The organism is Lactiplantibacillus nangangensis (assembly GCF_005405065.1).
Classification (GTDB): domain Bacteria; phylum Bacillota; class Bacilli; order Lactobacillales; family Lactobacillaceae; genus Lactiplantibacillus; species Lactiplantibacillus nangangensis.
This window is the reverse complement of the sequence record NZ_BJDI01000015.1, coordinates 17,060-41,810: the sequence shown is the minus strand read 5'-3', so window position 1 is coordinate 41,810 and position 24,751 is coordinate 17,060. Positions and strand designations below refer to the sequence as shown.

Annotated in this window: 25 protein-coding genes and 1 pseudogene; 8 read left to right on the top strand and 18 right to left on the bottom strand. The window is 44.7% G+C overall.

Going from position 1 to position 24,751, the window contains the following annotated elements; translation table 11 throughout:
* Nucleotides 1-15 precede the first annotated feature (15 nt).
* Nucleotides 16-837, top strand: coding sequence for a helix-turn-helix transcriptional regulator (locus FFM70_RS11600; RefSeq protein ID WP_137617023.1), 822 nt, complete (start codon nt 16-18; stop codon nt 835-837).
* A 161-nt stretch (nt 838-998) separates the two neighbouring features.
* Here FFM70_RS11600 and FFM70_RS11595 read toward each other — a convergent pair whose 3' ends face one another.
* The 3 genes from FFM70_RS11595 to FFM70_RS11590 all read right to left on the bottom strand — a co-directional run bounded on the left by FFM70_RS11595 (nt 999) and on the right by FFM70_RS11590 (nt 2,344).
* Nucleotides 999-1,364, bottom strand: a complete 366-nt coding sequence (locus tag FFM70_RS11595) for a YxeA family protein (protein WP_137617022.1) — start codon at nt 1,362-1,364, stop codon at nt 999-1,001.
* The gene (locus tag FFM70_RS14150) at nt 1,365-1,631 is read right to left on the bottom strand and encodes a DUF6568 family protein (protein WP_479686841.1); all 267 of its coding nucleotides are present in this window, start codon (nt 1,629-1,631) and stop codon (nt 1,365-1,367) included.
* Nucleotides 1,632-1,993: 362 nt separating this feature from the next.
* Nucleotides 1,994-2,344 carry a cysteine peptidase family C39 domain-containing protein gene (locus FFM70_RS11590; protein WP_137617021.1) on the bottom strand — a complete coding sequence of 117 codons (351 nt, stop codon included), beginning with the start codon at nt 2,342-2,344 and terminating at the stop codon, nt 1,994-1,996.
* Nucleotides 2,345-2,601: 257 nt separating this feature from the next.
* On the opposite strand from FFM70_RS11590, the pseudogene FFM70_RS14125 reads away from it, so the two are divergent.
* The 3 genes and pseudogenes from FFM70_RS14125 to FFM70_RS11580 form a co-directional block, all read left to right on the top strand.
* Nucleotides 2,602-2,664: pseudogene (locus FFM70_RS14125) on the top strand (bactofencin A family cationic bacteriocin); the annotation flags it as partial.
* A gap of 421 nt (nt 2,665-3,085) precedes the next feature.
* Nucleotides 3,086-3,811: a helix-turn-helix domain-containing protein gene (locus FFM70_RS11585; protein ID WP_137617020.1), complete on the top strand. Its 726-nt coding sequence runs from the start codon at nt 3,086-3,088 to the stop codon at nt 3,809-3,811.
* On the top strand, nt 3,742-4,680 hold the full coding sequence (locus FFM70_RS11580) for an IS3 family transposase (protein ID WP_137617019.1): 939 nt from the start codon (nt 3,742-3,744) through the stop codon (nt 4,678-4,680). The genes FFM70_RS11585 and FFM70_RS11580 overlap by 70 nt, the downstream gene beginning before the upstream one ends.
* Nucleotides 4,681-5,596: 916 nt before the next feature.
* On the opposite strand, the gene purD is transcribed toward FFM70_RS11580, so the two are convergent.
* Genes purD through purE form a run of 11 tightly spaced genes read right to left on the bottom strand, consistent with a single transcriptional unit; the run spans nt 5,597 to nt 16,896 of the window.
* On the bottom strand, nt 5,597-6,832 hold the full coding sequence (purD, locus tag FFM70_RS11575) for a phosphoribosylamine--glycine ligase (RefSeq protein ID WP_137617018.1): 1,236 nt from the start codon (nt 6,830-6,832) through the stop codon (nt 5,597-5,599).
* 18 nt (nt 6,833-6,850) lie between these two features.
* Complete coding sequence (gene purH / locus FFM70_RS11570) at nt 6,851-8,383, bottom strand: bifunctional phosphoribosylaminoimidazolecarboxamide formyltransferase/IMP cyclohydrolase (protein WP_137617017.1); 1,533 nt, start codon at nt 8,381-8,383, stop codon at nt 6,851-6,853.
* Entirely contained in the window at nt 8,383-8,961 is a 579-nt protein-coding gene (purN, locus tag FFM70_RS11565) for a phosphoribosylglycinamide formyltransferase (protein WP_137617016.1), read from the bottom strand. Before purN ends, purH begins: the two co-directional genes overlap by 1 nt.
* Nucleotides 8,954-9,979: a phosphoribosylformylglycinamidine cyclo-ligase gene (gene purM / locus FFM70_RS11560; RefSeq protein ID WP_137617015.1), complete on the bottom strand. Its 1,026-nt coding sequence runs from the start codon at nt 9,977-9,979 to the stop codon at nt 8,954-8,956. The genes purN and purM overlap by 8 nt, the downstream gene beginning before the upstream one ends.
* Nucleotides 9,980-11,431 carry an amidophosphoribosyltransferase gene (gene purF / locus FFM70_RS11555; protein WP_137617014.1) on the bottom strand — a complete coding sequence of 484 codons (1,452 nt, stop codon included), beginning with the start codon at nt 11,429-11,431 and terminating at the stop codon, nt 9,980-9,982. It lies immediately after the preceding gene.
* Nucleotides 11,416-13,635: a phosphoribosylformylglycinamidine synthase subunit PurL gene (purL, locus tag FFM70_RS11550; protein ID WP_137617013.1), complete on the bottom strand. Its 2,220-nt coding sequence runs from the start codon at nt 13,633-13,635 to the stop codon at nt 11,416-11,418. The genes purF and purL overlap by 16 nt, the downstream gene beginning before the upstream one ends.
* A complete protein-coding gene (purQ, locus tag FFM70_RS11545) occupies nt 13,628-14,305 on the bottom strand; it encodes a phosphoribosylformylglycinamidine synthase subunit PurQ (RefSeq protein ID WP_137617012.1) in 678 nt (225 codons plus the stop codon). Before purQ ends, purL begins: the two co-directional genes overlap by 8 nt.
* Nucleotides 14,306-14,311: 6 nt before the next feature.
* Entirely contained in the window at nt 14,312-14,563 is a 252-nt protein-coding gene (gene purS / locus FFM70_RS11540; protein WP_137617011.1) for a phosphoribosylformylglycinamidine synthase subunit PurS, read from the bottom strand.
* Nucleotides 14,563-15,300 (bottom strand): phosphoribosylaminoimidazolesuccinocarboxamide synthase, encoded by a 738-nt coding sequence (gene purC, locus FFM70_RS11535; protein WP_137617010.1) that lies wholly within the window; start codon nt 15,298-15,300, stop codon nt 14,563-14,565. Before purC ends, purS begins: the two co-directional genes overlap by 1 nt.
* A complete protein-coding gene (gene purK / locus FFM70_RS11530; protein WP_137617009.1) occupies nt 15,300-16,430 on the bottom strand; it encodes a 5-(carboxyamino)imidazole ribonucleotide synthase in 1,131 nt (376 codons plus the stop codon). The genes purC and purK overlap by 1 nt, the downstream gene beginning before the upstream one ends.
* Nucleotides 16,414-16,896 carry a 5-(carboxyamino)imidazole ribonucleotide mutase gene (gene purE, locus FFM70_RS11525; protein ID WP_137617008.1) on the bottom strand — a complete coding sequence of 161 codons (483 nt, stop codon included), beginning with the start codon at nt 16,894-16,896 and terminating at the stop codon, nt 16,414-16,416. The genes purK and purE overlap by 17 nt, the downstream gene beginning before the upstream one ends.
* Before the next feature lie 1,102 nt (nt 16,897-17,998).
* Between purE and FFM70_RS11520 the strand changes: the two genes are divergently transcribed.
* Complete coding sequence (locus FFM70_RS11520; protein ID WP_137617007.1) at nt 17,999-18,196, top strand: hypothetical protein; 198 nt, start codon at nt 17,999-18,001, stop codon at nt 18,194-18,196.
* 56 nt (nt 18,197-18,252) lie between these two features.
* Here FFM70_RS11520 and FFM70_RS11515 read toward each other — a convergent pair whose 3' ends face one another.
* From FFM70_RS11515 to FFM70_RS11500, 4 genes are all read right to left on the bottom strand, one after another.
* Complete coding sequence (locus tag FFM70_RS11515; RefSeq protein WP_137617006.1) at nt 18,253-19,569, bottom strand: NADPH-dependent oxidoreductase; 1,317 nt, start codon at nt 19,567-19,569, stop codon at nt 18,253-18,255.
* A gap of 16 nt (nt 19,570-19,585) precedes the next feature.
* The gene (locus FFM70_RS11510; protein ID WP_137617005.1) at nt 19,586-20,194 is read right to left on the bottom strand and encodes an NADPH-dependent FMN reductase; all 609 of its coding nucleotides are present in this window, start codon (nt 20,192-20,194) and stop codon (nt 19,586-19,588) included.
* 251 nt (nt 20,195-20,445) lie between these two features.
* Nucleotides 20,446-21,471, bottom strand: a complete 1,026-nt coding sequence (locus FFM70_RS11505) for a lipoate--protein ligase (RefSeq protein ID WP_137617004.1) — start codon at nt 21,469-21,471, stop codon at nt 20,446-20,448.
* A gap of 15 nt (nt 21,472-21,486) precedes the next feature.
* On the bottom strand, nt 21,487-22,278 hold the full coding sequence (locus FFM70_RS11500) for a tyrosine-protein phosphatase (protein WP_137617003.1): 792 nt from the start codon (nt 22,276-22,278) through the stop codon (nt 21,487-21,489).
* A 452-nt stretch (nt 22,279-22,730) separates the two neighbouring features.
* Between FFM70_RS11500 and FFM70_RS11495 the strand changes: the two genes are divergently transcribed.
* From FFM70_RS11495 to FFM70_RS11485, 3 genes are all read left to right on the top strand, one after another.
* The gene (locus FFM70_RS11495; protein WP_137617002.1) at nt 22,731-23,372 is read left to right on the top strand and encodes a carbonic anhydrase family protein; all 642 of its coding nucleotides are present in this window, start codon (nt 22,731-22,733) and stop codon (nt 23,370-23,372) included.
* Nucleotides 23,373-23,389: 17 nt separating this feature from the next.
* A complete protein-coding gene (locus FFM70_RS11490; RefSeq protein ID WP_137617001.1) occupies nt 23,390-24,199 on the top strand; it encodes an alpha/beta hydrolase in 810 nt (269 codons plus the stop codon).
* A 214-nt stretch (nt 24,200-24,413) separates the two neighbouring features.
* A complete protein-coding gene (locus FFM70_RS11485; RefSeq protein ID WP_137617000.1) occupies nt 24,414-24,614 on the top strand; it encodes a bacteriocin immunity protein in 201 nt (66 codons plus the stop codon).
* The last annotated feature ends 137 nt before the right edge of the window (nt 24,615-24,751 follow it).

The window sequence follows — 24,751 nt, the reverse complement described above, 5'->3', positions numbered from 1 at the left end:
GTGAGGTGTTGTTAAATGTTTTTAGGGTCTATTATTGCTGAAAAGAGAAAAATCAAAGGTTTGAATCAAACTGAATTAGCAAAGGACATCTGTACACAAAACACCATAAGTAAAATTGAAAAACATAATATTGCCCCTTCGGTCCCAATATTATTCAAAATTTGTAAAAGATTAGATATAACACTTAACGATACATTTTCTGATTTTGTTACCGATACGGATGCTGACGAACATATACTGTTAAAAAGTATTGAAACAGACTTAATTTTGGATGGTCATTCAAAATATGAAGATATGATTTCCGCAATAAATGATAATGAACTTTCACGTTTTCATCAACAAAAACTATATATAATTGAAGCTCTTTTGAACTACTCTCACCAGGCCTATTCTGATGCGTCTTTCTTCATTGATAAGATCATCGTAAACAGTCATGGAGATATGTACGATATCCATGCACTTTTGGCCTTTACCCTTAAAGGCTTGATAAATAGACAGCAAGGATCAGCAGAACGGGAAGCTTACTTCATGAAAATTGTAGAAGACGCTGTTCAGGAAAACTGGGAGATTCCAAGAGCTGAAACCTTTGAGCTTAGCTATATTTGTGCTCAAATTGCTAACTTTCACGCATCGCAGGATAATGATGAAAAAGTCGTATTGTATTGTCGAAGGGGATTGAAATTGAATCAACAATCCCGAACAATCTTTTTCGTTTCTGACTACTATTCCATGCTTAGTAATATTTATTTAAAGAACTCTGAAACTAAGAAGGTCGGAGATTCATATAGACAGATTTCATCGGTTTTATCGGCGTTCACTTCCGAAGAATTTGACTAATTGAAACTCAACTTACAAATTAAAAAAGATAAATAACCTATTAACATCTCTCCTAAATAGTCCACCAATAGGAGAGATGTTAATAGGTTATTTATCTTTTTTACTACTTACAACCTAGAAGCCACATACAATTGTATTTATCTTCCAGATTGGTGAGCAGATTAGAACTTCATTTGATGCTGCTTGTTTTTAATTACTTTGTAGTTTGTGACTCCATAATGTTTGTTAACCGTTAAGCGCACAACTGCCTCTTTTTTAAACGGTCCCGGATCAACATTATCTGTCTTTAATGTAAGCACCTTTTTTTGCCCTTGATCATTTTTTGCCACGCCACGATATATATATGCATTAACTGGAATATTGACTGGAACCTCCACAGTATATGTTCCTATACTGTGTCCAATGGTCATATAGTAATAATCTCCTCCATATCTATACCTTTGCCACGCAAGCGTCCCGATAACTTCAATAATTAATATACTAAGTAACAATATGCCTATGTGATCAATAAACCTTTTTTTAAACATTTATTTCTCCTTAGTGACTGTGCCAGAAAGCCACATTTGAATTGCTGATTCAGGATGATATACTTTCATGCTTTTAATTTTGTTTCTTCCACAAATCCAAAACAAATCAGGTAAATATTGTATTTTCAATGTCTTAAAGACTTTGTGATATTTATCTAGTTCGACCTTATCCGTATTGACATATGAAAGATGAACGTTCTGTTCCTCAATTGATTTGATGATGTCTTTAATTGTCCCACGACACTCTTCACAAGTAGGTCTTCCAATCAGGATTAGTTTAACTTCTCAGTCATTTAGAGATTGCATAAAGTTACTCATACTGATTTCATCTACTAACGATAACGATGAGTTTCTAATTTTTTTCGTTTTTTTTACGCTGAGTAATGCTAATACATTTTTTCCTATCAATCTTCCGAGGAATAGCGAGCCGGTAATAGTTACAACGCTTAGCAAAATGGATGACGCAAAAAATACTGGCTACTAGATTTTCTTGCTTGAAAATCAATGCCATTAAATGAACGCAAGCTATCCCCATTATCTTTACGCGGTCTGTATAACGATGTTGGTGAAATAAAAACCAAAATTTCCGTCCAAATCTTCCCAAACTCTTCGTAAGGCATTCGGCGTATTTAAACAAATGGATTCGGATCAGCCATTTTTACATAACTATCATTCGCTTTCAAAACCACAACGTAATGCAATGTTCCATTGTAGATATTGACATGTGCCAAAAAAGGTAATTGAACATTTTGTTTACTTCTTAAAGCAGCCAAACTCCCCCTCGTTCCAACTGCTTGAAAGCCAAAGTGTTCAGCCGCCTTTATAAGTCCCAATGCAGTTGTCCCATTTGTATCAGTCTGAGAAACATTTCTGATAGATGTAATCGATATATCGGACTTATAGTATCGAAAGATCATAGCCAATGCAGCAGCGCCACAATCTGTTTCATCCAGTTGTGAAACATACTTAAAACTAGTCATAATGTACCTTTCTTCAATTCTTCATACTGACAATATAAAGAATTATACTATTTTATTACTAAAAAATATAGATATTTTTAATTAATTTTATCTTTATATTTCATTTTAACGCTTTGTGTATAATTATTTTTCTGAGATATTTGAATGTTCCAATTAATCAATTGGTTAGATGTTATTATGTTTAACAAAATTAAGAATGTGTTTGGATTTACCAAGTTATCAAATGTTGAATTAGCTAAAATCAGTGGGGCAAGTGCAAGAAACATCGTTGCCATGTTTATAACAACGGAATGCCAACGGCCACATATCGCTGGTGCTAAACTGTTAGTTTTATTGGCAGACAAGAGTTGATGTTTTAATCATCTAACATTTCACAAATGCTTCTTTGGGGGCTAATCGTTGCTAGATTGGTATGCATCAGTATTCAAAATATGTGTCTGAAAATGAATTATTCAGTGTAAAAAGGAGCACCTCAGGCTATATTCCTGCCTAAGTAGACAAGCAAATAATTAAAGCTAGTTTACTTAAGCAGGAGTTTTTAGTTTAGGTCGAAAAGGGACCCGCTATAATTCAGAAGATAGACTAGCGTACATTGACTTAGCAGAACAAGGGTAAACACCTAATAACTGACCGTCTTGAAATAGAAAAAGGAATGGCGTCCTTGTTTTGAGGACGGCTATACTCCTCTATGGGTAGACAAGCAAATAATTAAAGCTTGTTTACTTAGAGAGGAGTTTTTGTATGGGGAGAAAAGGATCCCGGTACAGCATTGAAGAGAAACTTGGCTATATTCACCTAGTGGAACAAGGACTGACAGCATTTCAAATTGAAAGACAGTACGGGGTGAAATGTGAGCAAGTCAAGCAATGGATAGAACGGTATCAAGCAGAAGGTACAGATGGTCTGAAACGGCGAAAATTACGGCAATACTCTGTGGAATTCAAGTTGAAAGTGGTCAAGTTGTATCTAGCCGGGAATACTTCGTATCCCCAACTAGCGAAACAATTTAATGTCCCCAATGTCAGTGTTATCTATCAGTGGGTGAACCTGTATACTAGTGGTAAATCATTGAACACCACTAGGAGGGATAGGAACATGAAAACTGGTAGAAAGACAACGCAGAAGGAACGAATTGAGATTGCACAATGGGTTATCGCCAATGACTTAGATTACAGTGGCGCCATGAATCAATTCCAAGTATCTTACGGACAAGTCTATGCTTGGGTAAAAAAGTTTAAGCAAGGCGGTCCAGAGGCATTGCAGGATCGTCGTGGTAAAGATAAGTCCGATAAACCTCAATTGACCGAGACAGAAAAACAAGAGCTCAAAGTTAAGGCACTGGAAGCGCGAATTGCCCACTTATCAAAGGAGAATAAGCTTCTAAAAAAACTGAAGGAATTGGAAAGGATGGATGCCACTCAGAACAAAAATATCGTGCCATTCAAGCACTCGCTAAAGAAGCACTAGCACAGCACGAGCCCACTGAAATTGGGCTTATGTGTAAGTATCTGGGTGTGTCACGAGCTGCCTATTATAAGTGGCTTAACCGACGGCCAAGCCAACGAGAGATTGAAGATCAAGCGATTGTCGATTACATCAGAAAACTAGAAGAGGCACACCATTATATCTTCGGGGTGAAACGTTTGGTTGCCTACGTAAACAAAGAAACTGACTTTCATGTTAGTCATGGTAAGATTCGACGGTTGATGAAGAAGCATCATATCGTAGCCTCAATTCTGGTCGCTAAGCATGACCGTAAGGCCGAACATAAGGAGTTTATTCTTGGAAATAAACTTTTGATGGCAAATACCAAACATGACTTCCACCCTGACCAGCCCAATCAGGTCTGGGTAACTGATTGTAGTGAATTGCGATATGGCATTAAGAATATTGGCAAGATACGCGTTAGTGCCATCAAAGACCTTTACGATCACAGTGTCATCAGTTGGAGAATTGAGCAAACTGAAACATCAACATTGGTGACCGATACGTTTCATGCGGCCTTAAAGGCCAATAACGGCGTAAAACCGGCAATTATTCATAGTGATCAAGGATCCAGTTATACATCTGGTCAATACAACACAGCCTTAGCCGGTTCCGGTGTGACACATAGTATGTCTCGTCCAGGAACTCCCGGTGACAATAGTCCGATGGAAAGCTTGTGGAGCCATATGAAGACCGAATATTTTGACTTTGAACGACCATTATCATTGAAAGAGATTACTGATTTAGTAGCGGACTTCATGGATTGGTATAATAATTCTCGCCGCCAAACAACACTAAACGGCATGACCCCGGTGGAATACCGAAATCATGCCGTCAAGAAAATTGCATAACAATTTTAATTATTTGATTGTCTACTTGACACGGAGCCGCGCCGACTCCATTTTTTTCTGAACTAAGCTATCTGTTTCAGCTTAGTTACCATGCTTTTATAATTCCATGGCAAATATTTTGGTCAACCCGTAGTTAGACTGCCTTGGTCGCCGTCGCCCGTGGCGCCGCCGACCTAACTTTGTGTGGCATTTCAACTTTGACAATATCCTGTTTATCCATAATAAAAACCTCACCATTTATTTAATGAGGCAATCATATCGTGTATTCGGCGACAATCACAGACAGTCAGTTATTGGGTGCTTACTTGAATTCTTTGCTTTACAGTGATCAGCAATAAATTAGCCGACATTGTAGCTAAAATAGTATCGATTATTGCAAAAAATCGTCCTTCTAACCACTGATGTGATTGAAAGAACGATTTTTTCATATATTCACTGAAGGTTGAAAGTGCCAAAATTGTCGTGAATCTAGCAATACCAACGTTAGTTATGTCCAAGAATGGCCTTATACAGCACATTACTCTGTCAGTCAGAATCGGTGTGCTATGGCAGTACAAGCCAAGTACAGGATTGCCGACGCAACATACCGATTCTGACTGATTTCGCTAAATCTAGCTAACTGACTAATTACTCAAGGCAATCGACTAGCTGTAGGTTGTTGTTGATGGCATCGGCCGTGTGGGTGGCGTGTGGCCTGCAATTTCCCGGTCTTACACAACGGACCGACCGAGAGAGTTGCGGTTTGAGCAATCCTTCTAGGCAGGGACTTCTGAGACTTGTCCCGGTCCCTTGGCCGCATGTTATCAACAACAACCGGAAGCGACAATTATCAACTATCTTTCATAGCCTGATTAGGAATCAATGCGGGATAGTCCAGTGCTTTTCAACTTTCGATCTTTAGATGTTCACGCTAAATTTATTTTTCAGCTAGGCCCTTAGCCCCGATATCATGCCGGTAGATCAAGGGACCAACTTCTAACTGTCCCAATTTTTCATAAACAGCCTTTTGAGCGGTCGCGAGATCATGCGCATGGGCTGTGACCATCATTAAGCGGCCACCGGCGCTCACTAGCGCCCCCGGTTTTCCAGCAACGCTGGCATAATCGGCGCCAGCTACGGTCGGTACTGGCACCCCCGCCTGAGTTGTTCCTGGGTAACCAGGTGCTGCCAAGACAACGCCCAAATAAGTGTCCGTCGTTTGCCATTGCACAACTGGTTGTCGATGTTGTAACAAGTCACAGATGAGTTGATAAAAATCACTGCGACATTGTGGCAACAAGATCTGGGCTTCCGGATCACCTAATCGCAAATTATATTCGATGACTTGTGGGCCTTGTGGCGTCAAAATACCGCCAACGTAAATGACCCCCTCAAAGCTCAAGCCATCTGCTTTCAGACCCGCAATCGTTGGTTCAATGATTGTTGCCACAGTCTGTGCCAAAATGGCTGGCGTCACTTGGGGCACTGGCGAATACGCCCCCATGCCGCCCGTATTGGGACCAAGATCATCATCTAGCAGCCGTTTGTGATCTTGAGCTGTCGGTAATAACACGTACTTGTCGCCACCAACTAGAACCATTTGTGAAAACTCGAATCCCGCCACATAATCCTCAATCAAGACGGTCTCAGTCGTTTCAAACGCCTTAACCAGTGCAGTTTCAGCATCATCGTGGGACATTGCGACCGTCACACCTTTACCAGCTGCCAAGCCATCGACCTTGATAACTTGTGGTGTGACCTGTTCACGACTATACGCAATCGCACTCGTAAGATCATGGAACAAGCGATAACCGGCTGTCGGAATCTGATGACGCGCCATAAACTGCTTGGCAAACACTTTGGAACTTTCAAGCTTCGCGGCGGCTTCATTTGGACCGAAAACCGCTAAACCAGCCGTTTGAAAATAATCCACGATACCAGCTGCCAGCGGCACTTCTGGTCCAATAACGGTTAACTTGACCGCATTTTTCCGCGCAAACGCGACTAACGCTGCGAAAGCCATTTCGTCAATAGCGACCGTTTGAATGCCATCCAATAACATGCCGGGATTGCCGGGCGCACAATAGACCGTTTCGACTTGGAGACTTGCTAATAAGGCTTTGGCGATGGCATGTTCACGCCCGCCATTACCAACCACTAAAACTTTAGCCATGCCTTGCCATCCTTTCGCTTAGTGCCGGAAGTGCCGAACACCCGTCGTGACCATTGCGATACCATAACGATTTGCCATATCGATCGAGTCTTGGTCTTTGATACTCCCGCCTGGTTGAACAATGGCGCGAATGCCGTGTTGCGCCGCAAATTCAACACAATCATCCATTGGGAAGAACGCATCGGAAGCAAGGATCGCGTTTTCGTAACCTGGCTTACTCATGGCTTTTTCAATCGCAATCTTGGTCGAATCGATTCGGTTCATTTGACCAGAACCAACGCCTAATGTTCGGTCAGCAGTTGTGACTACGATGGCATTACTCTTCACGTGCTTGACCACTTGCTGGCCGAATGCTAACGCCTTTAATTGGGCGTCGGTTGGTTGCGCCTCAGTAACGACCGTGAAGTCGGCTGGTGTTTCGAAAGCTTGGTCGACTTCTTGCCGTAGCAAGCCGCCACCAACTGAAATAGTTTCAAATTTATCCGCCGTGTGGGCTTGATCAAAGTTCACGGTGAGTAAGCGCACGTTTTTCTTCTTTGCTAACACGTCAAAGGCGTCTTGGTCAAAACTAGGCGCGATAATGATTTCCAAGAAAATCTTGTGCATCTTTTCCGCCGTGGCTAAATCAACCGGTCGATTTAAGGCAATAATGCCGCCAAAAATGGAGATTGAATCGGCCGCGTACGCTTTATCCCAAGCGGCTTCAATCGTGTCACCTAGCCCAACCCCACAAGGATTCATGTGCTTCATTGCAACCACTGCTGGGACGTCGTATTCACTAACCATGTGCAACGCCGCATCCGCATCTTTGATGTTGTTGTACGAGAGTTCTTTCCCGTGCAATTGCTTGGCACCCGTGATTGAGAATGGGGTTGGCAACGCATTTTCGTAGAAAGACGCTTGTTGATGGCTGTTCTCACCATAACGGAGCGCTTGTTTTTTATCGTAAGTTAACGTTAATTTGTCGGGGAATTCTTCCGTCGTCAAATATTGCGCAATCAACGCATCATAACTGGCCGTATGCTGGAAGACTTTGGCTGCCAACCGTTGGCGTAATTCTGGCGTGATCGAATCCTCTTGTAAGTCTGCCAAGATTTCATCATAATCAGCAGGATCAACAATTGGCAAGACGGCCGCAAAGTTTTTCGCTGCTGAACGCAACATTGAAGGCCCACCAATATCAATTTGTTCAATCGCTTCGGCTTGAGTCACTTCCGGCTGCATGATTGTCGCCTTAAAAGGATACAAGTTGACAACGACCATATCGATTGGGGTAATACCAGCGGCTTTCAGTTGGGCCATATGTGCTGGCAAATCACGTCGCGCTAATAGCCCAGCATGCACTTTGGGGTGTAACGTCTTCACCCGACCATCTAGCATTTCTGGGAAACCAGTCACTTCTTCAATGCCGATAACTGGCACGCCCGCAGCTTCCAAGGCTTTTTTCGTTCCGCCAGTCGAAACCAGTTCATAGTCCAGTGCCACTAACCCTTTTGCAAAATCTGTTAATCCTTGTTTATCAGAAACACTTAATAAGGCTCGCTTTGTCATTAGATAGCTCCTTTATTGATGAGTGATTGTAAAACGTCTGGATAAAATTGATGTTCAGTTTGATGAATTCGGGCAGCTAGGCTGTCCAGCGTATCATCCGCCATAACGGGGACCGTTCGTTGACCAATGATTTGACCAGTATCAATACCGGCATCAATAAAATGAATGGTCACCCCCGTCTCCGTCACGCCAGCTTCAAAAGCATCTTCAATCCCACGCCGACCAGGAAATTGAGGTAACAAGGCGGGATGGATATTAATAATTTTATGAGGATAAGCGGTCAACAACGTCTGACCAATAATCCGCATATACCCGGCTAATAAGATGGCTTCGATGTGTTCGCGTTGGAGTGCCGAGAGCATAATCGCCTCCGCATCAGCTTTCGTAGCGTAATCGCGAAAATTCACGACTAGGACGGGAATCCCATCGGCCTGAGCCTTCTTGATAACCGGCGCCTCCGCCTGATCACAAACGAGCAACGCAATCTCAGCTGGAATCGGCCGAGTTTGGATAGCCTGTTGCAGCGCCACAAAATTCGTGCCGTTACCGGAAGCAAACACCGCAATTTTTTTAAGCATGGACAGCCTCCTGAAACACCACTGGTTTCCCATGATCAGTCACTTGACCAACTTGATAATAAGCCTGGTGCTGTTGATCTAAGGTTGCGGTGACCGTTGCCAATTGATCTGGATGCACGATCAGGACCAGACCTAATCCCAAGTTAAACGTTGACCGTAAGTCAGCTGGCGAAAGCTCACCCAGCTGGCCTAAGAGCGACATGATCGGCGGGACCGGCCAACGACCGACCGTAAATTGTGCCGATAATCCAGTCGGCAAAGCTCGCGCCACGTTCTCAACTAAACCGCCTCCCGTAATATGGGCAATACTAGCAACACATTTTTGTTGTAGTAACGGTAACACTGACTCGACATAAATCTTAGTTGGTCGTAATAACTCAGTTTGTAAGTCATGGCCTAACTCTGGAAAAACGTAGTCTAACGCAAAGTCATGTTGTTTGAATAAAATGTCCCGTACTAAACTGAACCCGTTCGAGTGTAAACCGTTCGAAGGTAGTCCAATTAAGACATCCCCCGCGCGGACGTTGTCGGGACTCAATAAGTCGGCCTTATTGGCAATACCGACCGCAAAGCCTGCCAAGTCATAGTGATCTTGACCATACATATCAGGCATCTCGGCGGTTTCACCGCCGACAAGCACGGTTCCCGCTTGCTGGCAACCGGCGACAACGCCTTTCAAAATCGCCTTAACACGGGCTGTATCTGTATGTCCCAAACCCAAATAATCTAAGAAAAATTGGGGTTTTGCCCCTTGTGCTAAAATATCGTTCACACACATCGCAACTAAGTCGATCCCGATCGTCGTGTGCTGATTAGCCGCGATTGCCACCAATAGTTTAGTGCCAACCCCGTCGGTCCCAGCCACTAAGACTGGTTCATTACCAACCGCTTCGGCCGCTAATGGAAAGAGACCCCCAAACGCCCCCAATTGCGAATTGCCACTTAATTGTTTGACTTCTTTCAACACTTCATAACCGGTATTTAGGTCAACACCGGCTTTTTTGTATGCGTCGCTCACCTAATCACCCCTCGACTGTTTGGCTTGTAACTGGCGTTGTTCTTCATCATATTCCGCTTGGTAATCGTACAGCGGGGTTGGATAATCGCCGTTAAAGTAGGCCATACACAACCCACCGTATGGCGCGCCGACTTTGAGTCCCACCGCATCAATCACCCCTTGTTCGCTCAGAAAACCTAATGAATCGGCGCCAAAAGTCTGGCACATTTCGGGAATCGTCTGTTGTGCAGCAATCAACTCTTTGGTCGTTTGAATGTCAATGCCATAAAAACAAGGAAAGCGCAGTGGCGGTGAGGCAATCCGTAAATGAACCGCTTTAGCACCGGCATCCTTCAACAATTTCACGATCCGTCGGCTAGTCGTGCCGCGAACGATCGAGTCATCGATCAGGACCACTCGTTTACCCGCAACGACGCCTTTCACAGCGGACAATTTCATTCGTACACCTTGCTCGCGTAAAACTTGCGTTGGTTGGATAAATGTTCGTGATGAATATTGATTCTTGATGAGCCCCATTTCGTAGGGCAAACCGCTCGCTTCCGCATAACCAGTAGCGGCAGACAGTGAGGAGTTTGGCACGCCCACAACAATATCCGCATCGACCGGTTGTTCATGCGCCAATGCCGCGCCCATCCGTTTCCGTGCAGAATGCACATTCACGCCATAGATATCAGAATCTGGCCGGGCAAAATAAATGTATTCCATCGAACAGATCGCCAATTGCGTATCGGTCGTATAGTGGTCAATTTTTAACCCGTTATCGTCGATCGTCAGTAATTCGCCAGGATGGACGTCTTGAATGAAAGTCGCCCCAACCGTGTCTAATGCGCAAGTCTCGCTACAAACGACATAACCGCCAGTTGGTAACTTACCCACAACTAATGGTCGAAAGCCGTTCGGATCTAGCGCCGCAAACAAGCGGTCGTTAGTCAGTAGCAAATACGCGAATCCGCCATGGACTTGGCGTAAAGCGTCTTTTAACTGATCCGTCAAATTAGCTGCTGGACTACGACGTATGAGATGCATCAAGATTTCACTATCAGAACTCGCATGGAAAATGGCCCCATTTTGCTCTAAATTGCGACGTAACGTCACGGCATTCGTTAAGTTCCCGTTATGCGCTAACGCAAACTGTGAATCACTAAAATTAAATTCCAGCGGCTGAATATTCTCAACCCCGTGATTCCCCGCCGTGGCATACCGCACATGTCCCACAGCCGCTTCACCAGTCAACCGTGCTAATCGAGCGGGATCACGAAAGACATCTGCAAGTAATCCTAAGCCACGTTGCGATTGTAAGTCGCCATGGTCGTTAGCGGTGATACCAGCGCCTTCTTGACCACGATGTTGCAAAGCATGCAGGCCAAAATAGGTAATTTGTGCGGCATCTGGAGTTCCCCAAACGCCAAAGAGCCCACACTCTTCATTTAAGCCTTTTACTTCAGTAGGCATGGTATGGCTCCTTCCCATAACCGTTTTGCAAAACTCACTTGAATATCAAAAGTTTGATCCGCCGTTTCGATCCAAAGCCGATCATCCGCGGTCGTTTCGCCTAAATAAGTCGCATAAGGTTCCATCAAGTTTTCAAATTCAGCTTTGTGTTCAGATGAAACTGAAATCACAAAGCGGGATTGCGTTTCAGCAAAGAAGTTCGTCGCTGAAATCTCACTCTTAAGCTTGACCCCAAAACCATTGCCAAAGCAGGATTCAGCAATCGTCGTGATCAATCCGCCTTCAGAAACATCATGCGCACTTGCTACGAGCCCTTTTTGAATCGCCCGCAACAATAATCGTTGATTTCGATTTTCAGTGACTAAATCAAAGTCGAATAATTCACCAGAGATTTCGCCAGTCAACATCTTTTGTAATTCACTACCATTAAAATCGGCCGCGGTTTCGCCTAAAACGTAGACCGCGTCGCCAGCTTGCTTAAAATCTTGCGTCGTAATATCGCGTTGATGCTTGATCAAGCCAACCATCCCAATCATTGGCGTTGGATAAATAGCTTCCCCATTGGATTCATTATTCAAGGAGACGTTACCGGAAATGACCGGCGTGTTAAATAACTGGCAGGCCCGCGCAATCCCCATCGCTGACTCATCCAAATCATAAAATTGTTCAGGTTTCTCTGGATTTCCAAAATTCAAGCAATCAGTAATGCCGAGTGGTTGACCACCAGAAGCCACGATGTTACGGGCAGCTTCAGCGACCGCAATTTCACCCCCGACGCGTGGATTCAAGTATAGGTAACGACCGTTGACATCCGTTGTTACGGCTAATGCCTTATCCGTGTGCCGAATCCGAATGACACCTGCATCTGAACCGGGTTTGACCACGGTATTGGTTTGCACTTGCGAATCATAGGTATTATAGAGTGCCTTTTTAGACGCAATCGTTGGTTGTTGTAACAACTTTTTCAGCGCCCCAGTCGCATCCACAATCCGTGGCATGAATTGATGATGGCTCTGTTTGTTCAACCGACTTGGCCGCTTCTTTTCACGTTGGTAAACGGGCGCTTTCGTGGCTAAAGCGTCAACTGGCACATCCGCTACTAAGGCGTCATGGTGCCATAATTGATACTGATGGCCGGCGGTAACTTCACCAATCGTCACGGCATCAAGACCGTACTTTTCAAAAACTTGGACGATTTCAGCTTCTGCCCCAGCTTTGACACACAACAGCATCCGTTCCTGTGATTCCGACAACATGAGTTCAAACGCAGTCATGCCGCTTTCACGTTGTGGGACTAAATCTAAATTCATCTTCAAGCCACTACCAGCTTTAGAAGCCATTTCAGCGGACGAAGACACTAACCCCGCCGCGCCCATATCTTGAATCCCAATCAGCACATCACGATGGTCATGGATGACTTCCAAACAAGCTTCCATCAAAAGCTTTTCCATGAATGGATCACCGACTTGGACCGCTGACCGTTGCGAAGCCTTGGCATCATTAAATTCCGCGGAAGCAAAGGACGCGCCGTTGATACCGTCACGACCAGTCTTAGCGCCAACGTAAATGACAGCATTCCCGATACCAGTCGCTTGGCCTTTTTGAATGTCGGCTTGGTTTAAAATACCGACACACATGGCGTTTACTAATGGATTCTTTTGATAACTGGCATCAAAGACAGTGTCGCCACCAATCGTTGGAATCCCGATACAGTTGCCATAACCACCAATACCAGCGACAACTTGTTCAATTAAGTATTTCGTATGCGTATCCGTGGGTTCGCCAAAACGCAAACTATCTAACAAGGCGATTGGTCGGGCACCCATCGAGAAGATGTCACGGATGATCCCACCAACGCCGGTTGCAGCCCCTTCATAAGGTTCAACGGCGGACGGATGATTGTGACTTTCAGCTTTGAAAACAACTGCCTGACCGTCACCAATATCAATAATCCCAGCACCTTCACCGGGACCTTCCAAAACTTGTTCGCCTTGCGTCCAAAACTTCTTGAGCACTGGCTTGGAGTTTTTGTACGAACAATGTTCACTCCACATCCCAGAGAACAAGCCGGCTTCCGTATAATTTGGCAAGCGGCCTAACACGTCGTCAGCAATCAACTGATACTCTGCGTCAGTCAGGCCCCATTCTTGGTACGCCTTACTATCGCGCAGGGCTTCTGGGGTCAACTCATTATTTTTAAGCATGGGTAGCCTCCTCATGACGCGCTAATAGTGACTTGAAGATTCCTAAGCCGTCGGTCGACCCCAAGATGGCCTCAACGGCACGTTCTGGATGCGGCATCATGCCTAAAACGTTGCCTTGACGATTAATAATGCCGGCAATGTTAGCCACACTCCCATTAGGATTGTCCACATATTCAAAGACAATCTGGTGGTTAGCCCGTAACTCAGCTAAAGTGGCCTCATCACAATAGTAATTACCTTCGCCATGCGCAATTGGTAACTGTAAATGAGCTTCCGCGGCGTAGTCACTCGTGAATTGCGTCTCAACGTTGCGCACAATTAAGTCACTCGTTTCGCAAATAAACTGTGCTGAACGGTTGGCTTGCAAAGCGCCTGGCAACAAACCGGCTTCAGTTAAGATCTGGAACCCATTACAGATTCCCATCACTGGTTTACCAGTTGCGGCAAAGGCTTGGACCGCTGTCATGACGGGCGCAAACCGAGCGATGGCGCCACTCCGCAAATAATCACCGTACGAAAAGCCACCCGGTAAAATCACAGCGTCATAAGCAGTTAAATCAGTCGTGGTTGCGGGCACCAAATCGGCATCAGCTTTTAAAATATCACGTAAAGCATTGACCATATCATGGTCACAATTGGACCCTGGGAAGACGGGTACGGCAAATTTCATAGTCGTTTACGCCTCCATCTCGGTAATTTCGTAACGATAACTTTCCATATTCACGTTAGCTAGCAAACGGTCACACATTTCATCCACTTCGGCTTCAACGGGTTGTTTGCCAGCGATCAGTTTGATTTCAAAATACTTGCCTAATTCAACCGAATCGACATTGGTATAGCCGAGGCGGTGCAAGGCATCATGCACGGCTTCCCCTTTTGGATCAAGAATAGATTCCTTGTAAGTCACGTATACTTTTGCCAAATACATTATTGTTGGCTCCCTTCAACTGTGGCAAGGCGTTGGAGAACTTCTTGGTAGACTGTCGTTAAGTCACCGAGATTTTTACGGAAAACATCTTTATCGAGCGACTTTTGCGTCTTTTCATCCACTAAACGACAACTGTCTGGTGAAATTTCATCGGCTAATAACACTTTTCCAGTCGCTGTCAGGCCAAATTCAATCTTAAAGTCGACCAGTTGAACACCCATTTCCGCAAAAATTGCTTGCAGGCGGGTGTTGACGAGTAAGGCTTGGCGCTTCATTTCGGCAACGACTTCGCCACTCGCCACATTTAAGGCTGCCACTTGTGAGTCGTTGATGAATGGATCATCTAAAGCATCACTTTTATAGAAGAATTCTAAAACGGGTGTCGTGAATTTCGTCAAATGTTCAACGGCAAATTTGCGTTCAAAGCTCCCAGAAGCCGCGTTACGAACGACAGTTTCCAATGGAATCATCTTGACGCGTTTCACTAATTGCACATAGTCGGATGGTTGGTCGATAAAGTGATTGGGAATCCCATGTTTGGCCAAGTCCTTAAAAATGAGGCTAGAAATCCGATTATTGAGGCGTCCTTTTTGATCAACGACCACTTTACGTTTACCGTTCAGCGCCGTTGCTTGATCTAAATACTGAACCCATAACACCTCGGGATCATTAGTCGCATACATTTCCTTGGCCTTACCCGTGTAAAGTAAGTCCCCTTTTTCAACTGCCGTCATGATTATTGTGCTCCCTTCAATTGTTGTAGTGCCTTGAGTGCTTGATCGATATTGGCATTTAAAACGGTGATGTGGCCCATTTTTCGTTGCGGTTTAATCTCAGCTTTACCGTAATCGTGAAAATGCCATTCGGGATGGTTGATTAAGTTTTCCCGGGCGACCGTTAAGTCATCGCCTAATAAATTACGCATCACTGCGGGTTCAAACTGTGTAATGGCTGGAATTGGCAAGCCACAGATACTACGAATATGTGCTTCAAATTGAGAAATATTGCATGCTTCAATCGTATAATGGCCGGAATTATGTGGCCGTGGTGCGAGTTCATTCACTAATAAGGTGTCATCTGGTAAAACGAAGAATTCAATGCCTAAGACCCCGCGTAAATTCAAGGCTTCCGCGACGGAAACTGCGATTTTACGAGCGGCGGCGTGTACTGCCGGGCCAACATTGGCCGGTGCAATTGTGGTGTGTAAGATGTGATGCTGGTGACGATTTTCAACGAGTGGAAACGCGGTAACGACCCCCGCCGCACTGCGCGTCACCATGATGGAAACCTCGGCACGAAATTCTTGCCGAGCTTCTAAAATACAAGGTTGGTTTAATAAGTCGAGTGCTTCAGTGGTCGGTTCTGGCTGCATTAAGTCAGCTTGACCATGACCGTCATAGCCTCCCGCGGCTGTTTTCAAAATAGCGGGCGTGCCGACACGCTGAATCGCATAATTTAAGCTTTGTTCATCGGTCACTGGTGCGAATGGTGTGACCGGAATCCCGTGATCGTGTAAGAATTGTTTTTCGTTGAGGCGATTGCCGGTGATGTGTAACAGTTCGGTGCCTTGTGGCAATTGTGCATATTGTTGAGCAGCAATCAAAGCAGATTCGTCAACATTTTCAAACTCATAAGTGAGGACATCGCTTTGTTGTGCCAACGTAATCAACGCCGATTTGTCTTCGTAGGCAGCCGTAATTTGAAAATCGGCGACTTGCGCAGCCGGGGCTTGTGGTGTCGGATCGAGCACGCCCACGTGGTAACCCATCGCTTTAGCACTGAGCGCCATCATTTGACCAAGTTGGCCCCCACCGACGATACCAATCGTGGCTGGCGGTAAAATGAGCTGGTTAGAATTGCTGTTCACTTTGTTCAGCCTCCTGCCGTTGTCGTTGCCGAAAGTTAAGTACTGCTTGCTGAATTTTCTCATCTTGTAACCCTAAGATTTGCGCTGCCATCAAGGCCGCATTTTTAGCGCCCGCGTCGCCAATGGCCATCGTCGCCACTGGCACACCGGCAGGCATTTGGACAATTGATAATAAGGAATCGACCCCATTTAATGCCCGCGTCTTGATTGGCACGCCAATGACTGGCAACAGCGTATTGGCTGCCAACATACCCGGTAAATGTGCGGCACCGCCCGCGCCTGCAATAATTAATTGCAAGCCACGTTCAGCAGCTTGTTCACCGTATGTTTGCAACGTTGCCGGCATCCGATGGGCGGAAATGACCCGCCGTTCGTAATCGATTCCGAGCGCTGTTAATTGCTGAGCAGCTAATTGCATCGTTGGCCAATCCGAGATTGACCCCATCACTAAACCAACTTTCGCCATCTCAATCCTTCTTTCTTTGTTTTCATGATAAGTTTAACAACCTCACTAGTCGCTGTCAACGAATTTCTTAACTTTATCGATTAATTAACGTTTTAATGTTCGTGTTTATTAAAATGGCTATTAACTTAGTTAAGTTTAACATTATTAATTTTATATCCGTCGTGTTGGCGATTGGTTAGGTTGACCACCAAATCAACGGGTTTAGCTGGATTTTAATTATAAATCCTTTTATTAGTAATTTACGAACGATACTTTTTGTGGCGTGTTTGCTTGATAACTTTGAAATCGGGGCTCATTGCCGCTCCGGACGGTCTGGATCGACGCTGGAACGTGGTGGCCACGGTTACGAGCCAAAGTGCGGTCTCGTAAACCGGGCTTTTACTAAGCCGAGTAAACCCCTCGACTAAGTAAAATTTCACCACTGAGAGTCATCCAGACCGTCCTGCGCTAGGTAAAACATTCTTTTTAGAAACTGAAACAGCAACGACCCAGTTCAGAACAAGAAACTGACGACTTTTAGTGAGTTCTCAATCAGAATGGCAGTACTGAGAGCATGTCTGCCAAAGTATAACCAGTAACCTTAGACTAATTACTAAGATCACTCAGACTCAATTGTTCAGAAAAGTTATTCAACGTTGGCGATGCTAGTAAACATCATTTTAAACACCCCCTATTCAGCTAACGCCACTAAAATAGCTGGAGGTTGGCACTGATTGTATCGGTCGTGAAGGTGGCGTTAAGTCGGCGATTTTTCCGGCTTTACACCACGGACCGTTCGGGACAATTGCGCCTTTCGCAACTGTTCCAAACGAGGGGGCAGACCGCTTTTCAGGCTGGCCCCGGTCCCACGACCGCATGCAATCAGTGCCAACCGGAAGCGGCTGTCCCCACTTTCAATCTTTAATGAACTAACATGCGCTGGCTTTAAATTTAAAACACCTCAGCCATTTCGAAACTTTCACCTATACTTTGATGGCCCTCGGTTCTAAACTAGCGTTGCTTAATTAATTTTGAGATTAGGCTAACCATTTGTCCTGACAGCCATCGAATCGTTCGTATCGTTTTTAGGACAGATGGCCTCATTCGGAGAGAAGGCATCGAGATGCAATTAAAACGACCCATTTCTTTTTATAAGTCATTCGGTTTCTGGTTGGGACTCGTGTTTGTCTGGGTCACCATTTTTGGTTTCCCACACACCATGATCACTGCCGGTGATATTTTCACCTACCCGATTATTTTCATTCTCGCTTGTGCCAGCATTTGGAATTCATTTTTTGAACTTAAACCAAAACATTCCTAAAAAAATAGGATGAGCAACCGTGGTTTGGTTACTCATCCTATTTCTATGACAAAATTTTAGTTATCATTACCAGAAGCCCCAGAAACACTGTCAACTTCAGGTTGTGCTGGTGTCACTGGTTCTGGATCTGCCGAAGCACCGGAGACCTCATCAGGTGCTTCGGGGGCAACGTCCGCGGACGCACCGGAAACACTGTCTGGCTTTGGTGTCGCTGCTTTAGCAGAAGCGCCAGAAACAGCATCCGTCTTGGCATTCGGATTTTTGGCTAACACTTGACCAGTATGGGAGAGGTAGTACTTAACGATTGGCATAATATCGAGGACCAATTCATTAATTCCTTTATATTCTCCCTTAGCATCGTGCATCGCTTGATAATAATGCATGACGTACTTGTCGGGACCATTTCCCGGTACGGGGAGTTTGAACAAATCAGTCTTGCCCGTCCGCAACATGTGAATCACTTGTTGCACATGTGGAATTGCCCGCTTTGGATGACAGTCTGCCATCGGGTTACCCGCTTGCGCCGGTGTCCGTGAGGCTAACATATCCTTGGCATCCGCATTGTGATTGTAATAAATAAATTGATTATTCGCATCCGCATACGTTAGTTCCATTGGCATGGAATTCAAGAAGTAATTCAATTGGTTGACCGTCAAAACACCACGATCCAACTCAACATAGTCGTCACCGGACGCCGCGTGGGTCTTGGCTGACGCTTTTTCGACCCAATCTGCCGCGTGCATATCCACGCCTTCAATGGTTGTTTCAACTTTGCCGTGTGACTCTAAATCTTCGGACTTCCAGCCATCATCTGCGGCTGGCCCATTCATCGTATTGATGACTTTAACAAACTTAACGAACTTATCGAGCGTTTCTTTCAAGAAACCGACTGTCCGCGCGTCCTTTAAATTGTGCTGATCATCAAACGCGTCTTTGACTTCGCCTAGCAAAAATTCATTTCCGGGCATCACGATGGCATCAACACCTGGTGATTCCAAAATCTGACGCAAGTTCAGTTGCGCTCGCGATGACCCTTGATCGTAGTAAGAAGCCCCAACAATCATCACTGGCTTGCCTGATAACGGGTGAATCTTATACGACAACCATTCGATCACACTCTTCAAGCTGGCCGTAATCGTATGATTATGTTCTGGCGTCGCAATAATGACCCCGTCAGCTTGTTTAATCTTGTTACTCAAATATTGAACTGATTCACTGTCAGTCTGATCATCACTTTGGTTAAACATTGGGACATCTTGAATATCGAGGATTTCGACATCCACAGTGTCACTAAAATGATTGGCAATAAACTTTAATAGTAGCCGGTTGTAAGATTTATCCGCAACGGAGCCGGCGATTCCAACTAATTTCATGTCACAAAACTCCTATCTATAGCTTGTCCCAGTTGACATTCTGAACTTCTTTACGGTTCACTTCATTCGCATGATTCAATTCTTTCGTAATATCCACGAAAGTTTGAAAATCGGTGAATAAGCCCGTTAATTTTGCTAATTTTTGTTGATCCACCAGATTGCCTTCATCATCAAAAGCTTGTAATGAATGCCCTAATAAAAATTCAGAGCTTGGCATGATTCGAGCACGTAATTCAGGTGAATCCAGGATTTGACGGAGATGCGCTTGCGCCCGTGACGTCCCGAGTGACCCATATGACGCGCCAATAATCATGACAGGTTTATCCACAAAGGGATGAATATGAAATGACAACCATTCCAGCGCGTTCATTAACACGGCTGGTGCTGAATGATCATATTCTGGCGTACTAATGATGACGCCGTCCGCTTGATCGATTTTTTCAGCAATAGCCGTGGCCGCAGCTGGGACCTGACGATTTTCTGGCTTATTGAACATTGGTAAATCTTTGATTTCAACCAAGTCAATTTCAGCTTGAGCTGCAAAATGTCTTTTCATGAACTGTAATAACTTTCGATTCGTCGAGTCATCAGAATTACTCCCAACGATAGCTACAAACTTGTGCATTTTTCAGAACTCCTTTTTCCATTGGATTTAACAACTAGACTAGTGTTTTTGCCGCCTACCGATTGGTTCACCACCGCAGTGATAAGTAGAACTGGTTACCTGAATTTGCTTAATCATCAGTCGTTTTTATATAAAATAATTATCGATGACTACATTGTAAATGATTTCACGATATAAAGCAAAACAATATTTTAAAACGGTTACATTTTATGTTAAAAAAAGTTGTCACTGCTGACAACCCTTTTATACGCTTACTTTTGCGCGTCACCCTGTTCAACAATCAAATCGATCAAGGCTTCACGTTCAATCTGGCCAAAGTACTGGGTCAAGTCTAAATCAGCTAACGCGGTGGTCACTGCTGCCCGCGTGTATTTCACACCTTTTAAGTGATCCAACACTGGCTGGACCGGTTGTGACCCAAAGAAATCACCATAGACAGTTAAATCAGCGATTCGACCAGCTGCAATATTTAAGCGAAACTCGACCGTGCCGGCAGTGAAATGCCGCCGATGTTTCAGTTCAAAAGCTGGTGATTGGCCATAGATCCAATCCCAATTCTTAAAATACTTTTGATTCAACGCTGCGACACCGGCTTGGGCTTCGTTATCCAAAGGGTAAGTTTTAGCCGAAGCTAGGTCAGTCACCCCAAGGATTTCACGCGCTAACGTGTCACGAAAAGCTTCAATGGTTAAATGTTGATATTCTGGTGCTAAATACGGCCGCAAATTGGTGACCCGACTGCGTACCGATTTGATCCCTTTGGACGCCATTTTATCGGCGGGCACCGTTAAAGCTTTGACAATTTGCGATTGATCAACATCGTACATCAAGGTGCCATGCGAAAATAAGCGACCATTTTCCACATGCATCGCATTGCCAGAAAACTTCTTACCATCGATCAATAAGTCGTTACGACCACTCATCTCCGCACCAGTTGCGCCCATCGTATGCAACGCTTTTAACACTGGCGCCGTGAAACGCTTGAAATTGCCAAAACCGTTCCCGTCATCTTTCGTAATAAAACTGAAGCTGACATTGCCGAGGTCATCAAAGACTGCGCCGCCACCAGAAGTTCGTCGCGTTAAAATGATTTTTTGCTGTTCAACGTAAGCTTGGTTAATTTCAGCCAAGACGTTCTGGTAGCGTCCGACAATAATGCATGGCGAATTAATATAGAAGTACAAAATTGGTTCGGATAAATCGGCATGTGCCATTAAATAAGTTTCAATCGCCAAGTTAGTCCGAATATCGTGACTAGGACTAGTTAAATAACGCATACTGTCACTTCCCGCTTAGTCTAAATATAACTCACGCAACCGCATGATTTCGGTTTTGGTCAACTTCAATTCTGTCCGCAAGTAATGTTCAATGTTGCCAGATTGATGCTTGATTTCAGATAAGGCTGCGTCTAAATAATCATCGTTAACTGACCACAAGGCCCGGATACTTTCGACCGTATCCGAACTAGCACCCTGTTTTTGGGCATCCGCCACTGCGCCATCAATGCGGGCCGCCGAAGCGGAATTAGTCAGCAAGTAATCTTCTCGAATGGTCTCTGGCTCAACGCCTAGTGCTGTCAGTAAGTAGACCGCACCCATCCCAGTCCGGTCTTTACCCGCCGTACAATGGAAGAGTAACGATTCGTTTGGTTGGTCGTTCGCCAACAATGCATCGAAGAACCGGCGATATTCAAGCTTCGCGTGATGTTCGTTGACCACCATCCGATAAACTTTCAACATGTGGCGGTAACCACTATCAGGGTGAGTTTCCAAGTCAGCCGTCATTTTATCGGTGCCGTCTGAATTTTTGGTTTCGTCCACGTTAAAAACGGGCGCGTATAAGTATTTGGCATTGCCAGGAACTCGATCCGGACTATCTAAAACTTCTTGTGGTGAGCGAAAATCAACATCATAACGCACGCCGTACTCATCTAAAAATTTCAGATCAGCTTGGGTCAGTTCGTCTAAGCCGCCACTCCGAATTAATTTATGCCATTTGAGCTGATGACCATCTTTCGTTTGATAGCCACCGAGTTCACGAAAATTGAAGCCTTTTTGAATCGGTAATAATCGTTCATTTGCCATGAGTCCTGCCACCTATTCTATGAATTTATTGCTGGAAATTGTCTGATTGATATCACTTGCCGCCTACCGAGCAAGCAATTTTAGTGCTGGAACGTGGTGGCCACGGTTGCGAGCCAAAGGACGGTCTCGCAAACCGGGCTTTTACTAAGCCGAGTAACCCCCTCGACTAAGTAAAATTTCACCACTGAGCACTAAAATTGCTTACTCTCTCGGCTAGATTAAACTCATAGCCAAGTTAGAAAAGTAGCGTATTTAATCCTATCAATCATCAAGTTTTCCACATCGGTTATGTCAGTTACAAGCACAATTAATCAGTATAACTAAAACATCACCGCCTACTGTCCATTTTAACATTGTGGCCGACCTGAATTGGTAAAAAGATTCACCATTAATTGACAAAGTCAGCGACCGTGAGAAAATAGACCTTAAGACATCATTTACGGAGGTTTCACATGACAACATTAGACTATTCAACCCAAGCCGACTGGCAACCAGTTGGCGGCAAATTCCAATCCCCAATCGATATTCAAACAGCCACAGTCACGGCTTCACAACTTTCAGCTATTAGCTGGCGTGGCTTGTATCAAGCTAAAGAAATCACCGGTGACGCAACGACCATTAAAGCGACCGGGACTGGCGCGGCTTACTTGAACGACCGCGACTTTGACTTTGAACAAATTCATTTTCACACACCTGCTGAACATTTAATCGACGGTCAAGCCGCACCAATCGAATGGCATCTTGTCCATCGCAGTGCCACCGGTCAACTCGCCGTCATCGCAATTTTTGGTCGAATCGGCAAGCCTAATCCTAGTTTTCAAGGGCTGTTAGACCAGCTGACCCCAAATGCCAGCCACGCCTTAACTGAACCAATCGACCTAACAGAACTATTGCCAGTCACTGGAACGGTCTACCATTACTTAGGCTCACTGACCACCCCACCATTAACCGAAACCGTGGAATGGTACGTTTGTGCAGACAGCGTCATGCTCGGCGAAAAACAACTGGCTGATTACCAAGCATTATTTAGTCAGCCGAACAATCGACAAGTTCAGCAGTTAAACGATCGTCCAGTCATTGCCGAACGACTCTAAAAAAATGAGGTGGGACTATGCCCAAAAAGCTTAAATGGGGATTAATTATTTCGCTAACATTCCTCTTATCAATCATCGGCTTGGGCCTAATCACCCAACTTCATACTGATCAGGCCAGTCACGTGATCACCGGTCAAAAACGCCCGTTAATCATGATTGCTGGAAGCAATAGCCGCCGCGAAGATTTTGACCAATTGATCAAAACTTTGGATGCAACGCAACCTCATCCCGTCATCAACGTGACCGTTGCGAAAGATTTGAGCGTTTCAGCGACTTCAACGCGGGTCAAAAATACGCAGCTCAACGATACTTTAGTCGTCATTTTCTTTGAAAATAGTGCTGATACCAATGACACCATCATTGACCAAACCAAAGGACTCGCGAACGCCATGCGCTATCTGGTCAAACATTACAAGTTCACGACGGCCAATGGGCTCGGTTATTCCAACGGTGGCTTAATTTTCAGTCGGTATGCCGCTGGCTTGGCAACGGATAAGCCATTTCCAATTCATGATTTAATGCTGATTGGGACGCCATTCTTGGGTACTAGTGAAAAGCAACCTGATGATACCTTATACAAACCATTATTAGCGAATAAGACCCACTTCAAAGCCTTGCATACCGTAATCAACATTGCGGGTGACGCCGGTGACGGTGACGACCATGTTGTGCCGCTATCCAGTGTGACCGCTGGGAGTAAGCTATTTATGAACGAGGTCACGCGCTATAACGCCATGACCATCAATCAAAAAGACATTAACCACGGCAACCTGTTGCAAGAAAATTATTTGGCACGGCTCGTTAAACAGAATTTGCTTAATCAATAAATCACAACCTAAAAATCCAACACCAATCCGGGCATAAAACTGCTTAGATTGGTGTTGAATTTTTTTAATTCAATAACAATTAAGACTCTGCCGTAACGTTCATGTTGAAAATAGTGACGTTAAAATTTAGAACAGGCTCGGTCAGTTAGCTCGTGCTATATTGAAATCGATAAGGAAACCTCGTCAAAACAAGATACAAAGGTGGTAAATAGCTATGGTTGAACAACTAATTGGCGTTGTCGTACTTGCACTCGGTATCTGGCAACTATTTGCAGCAAGGGCAGCATTCTTACAAATCAAAAGACACGGAACCAAGAGTGTCTCTTCTTTTATTGCCCTAGGACTTTGGTCAGGACTGTCATTTGGCGTCCTAATGCTACTGTTTGGTGCTGCGCTGATATTTAATCAGATTTAATCAGCAATAATGTAAGCGGTTAAACTTGTGATGTTTACAAGTGGTAGATTTTACTTGAAAATCCAAAAATTGTAACCGCGCAATCAATGCGGATTCAGTCGCATCTAGTCTGCCATCTGCTTGAACAGTATCCGGAT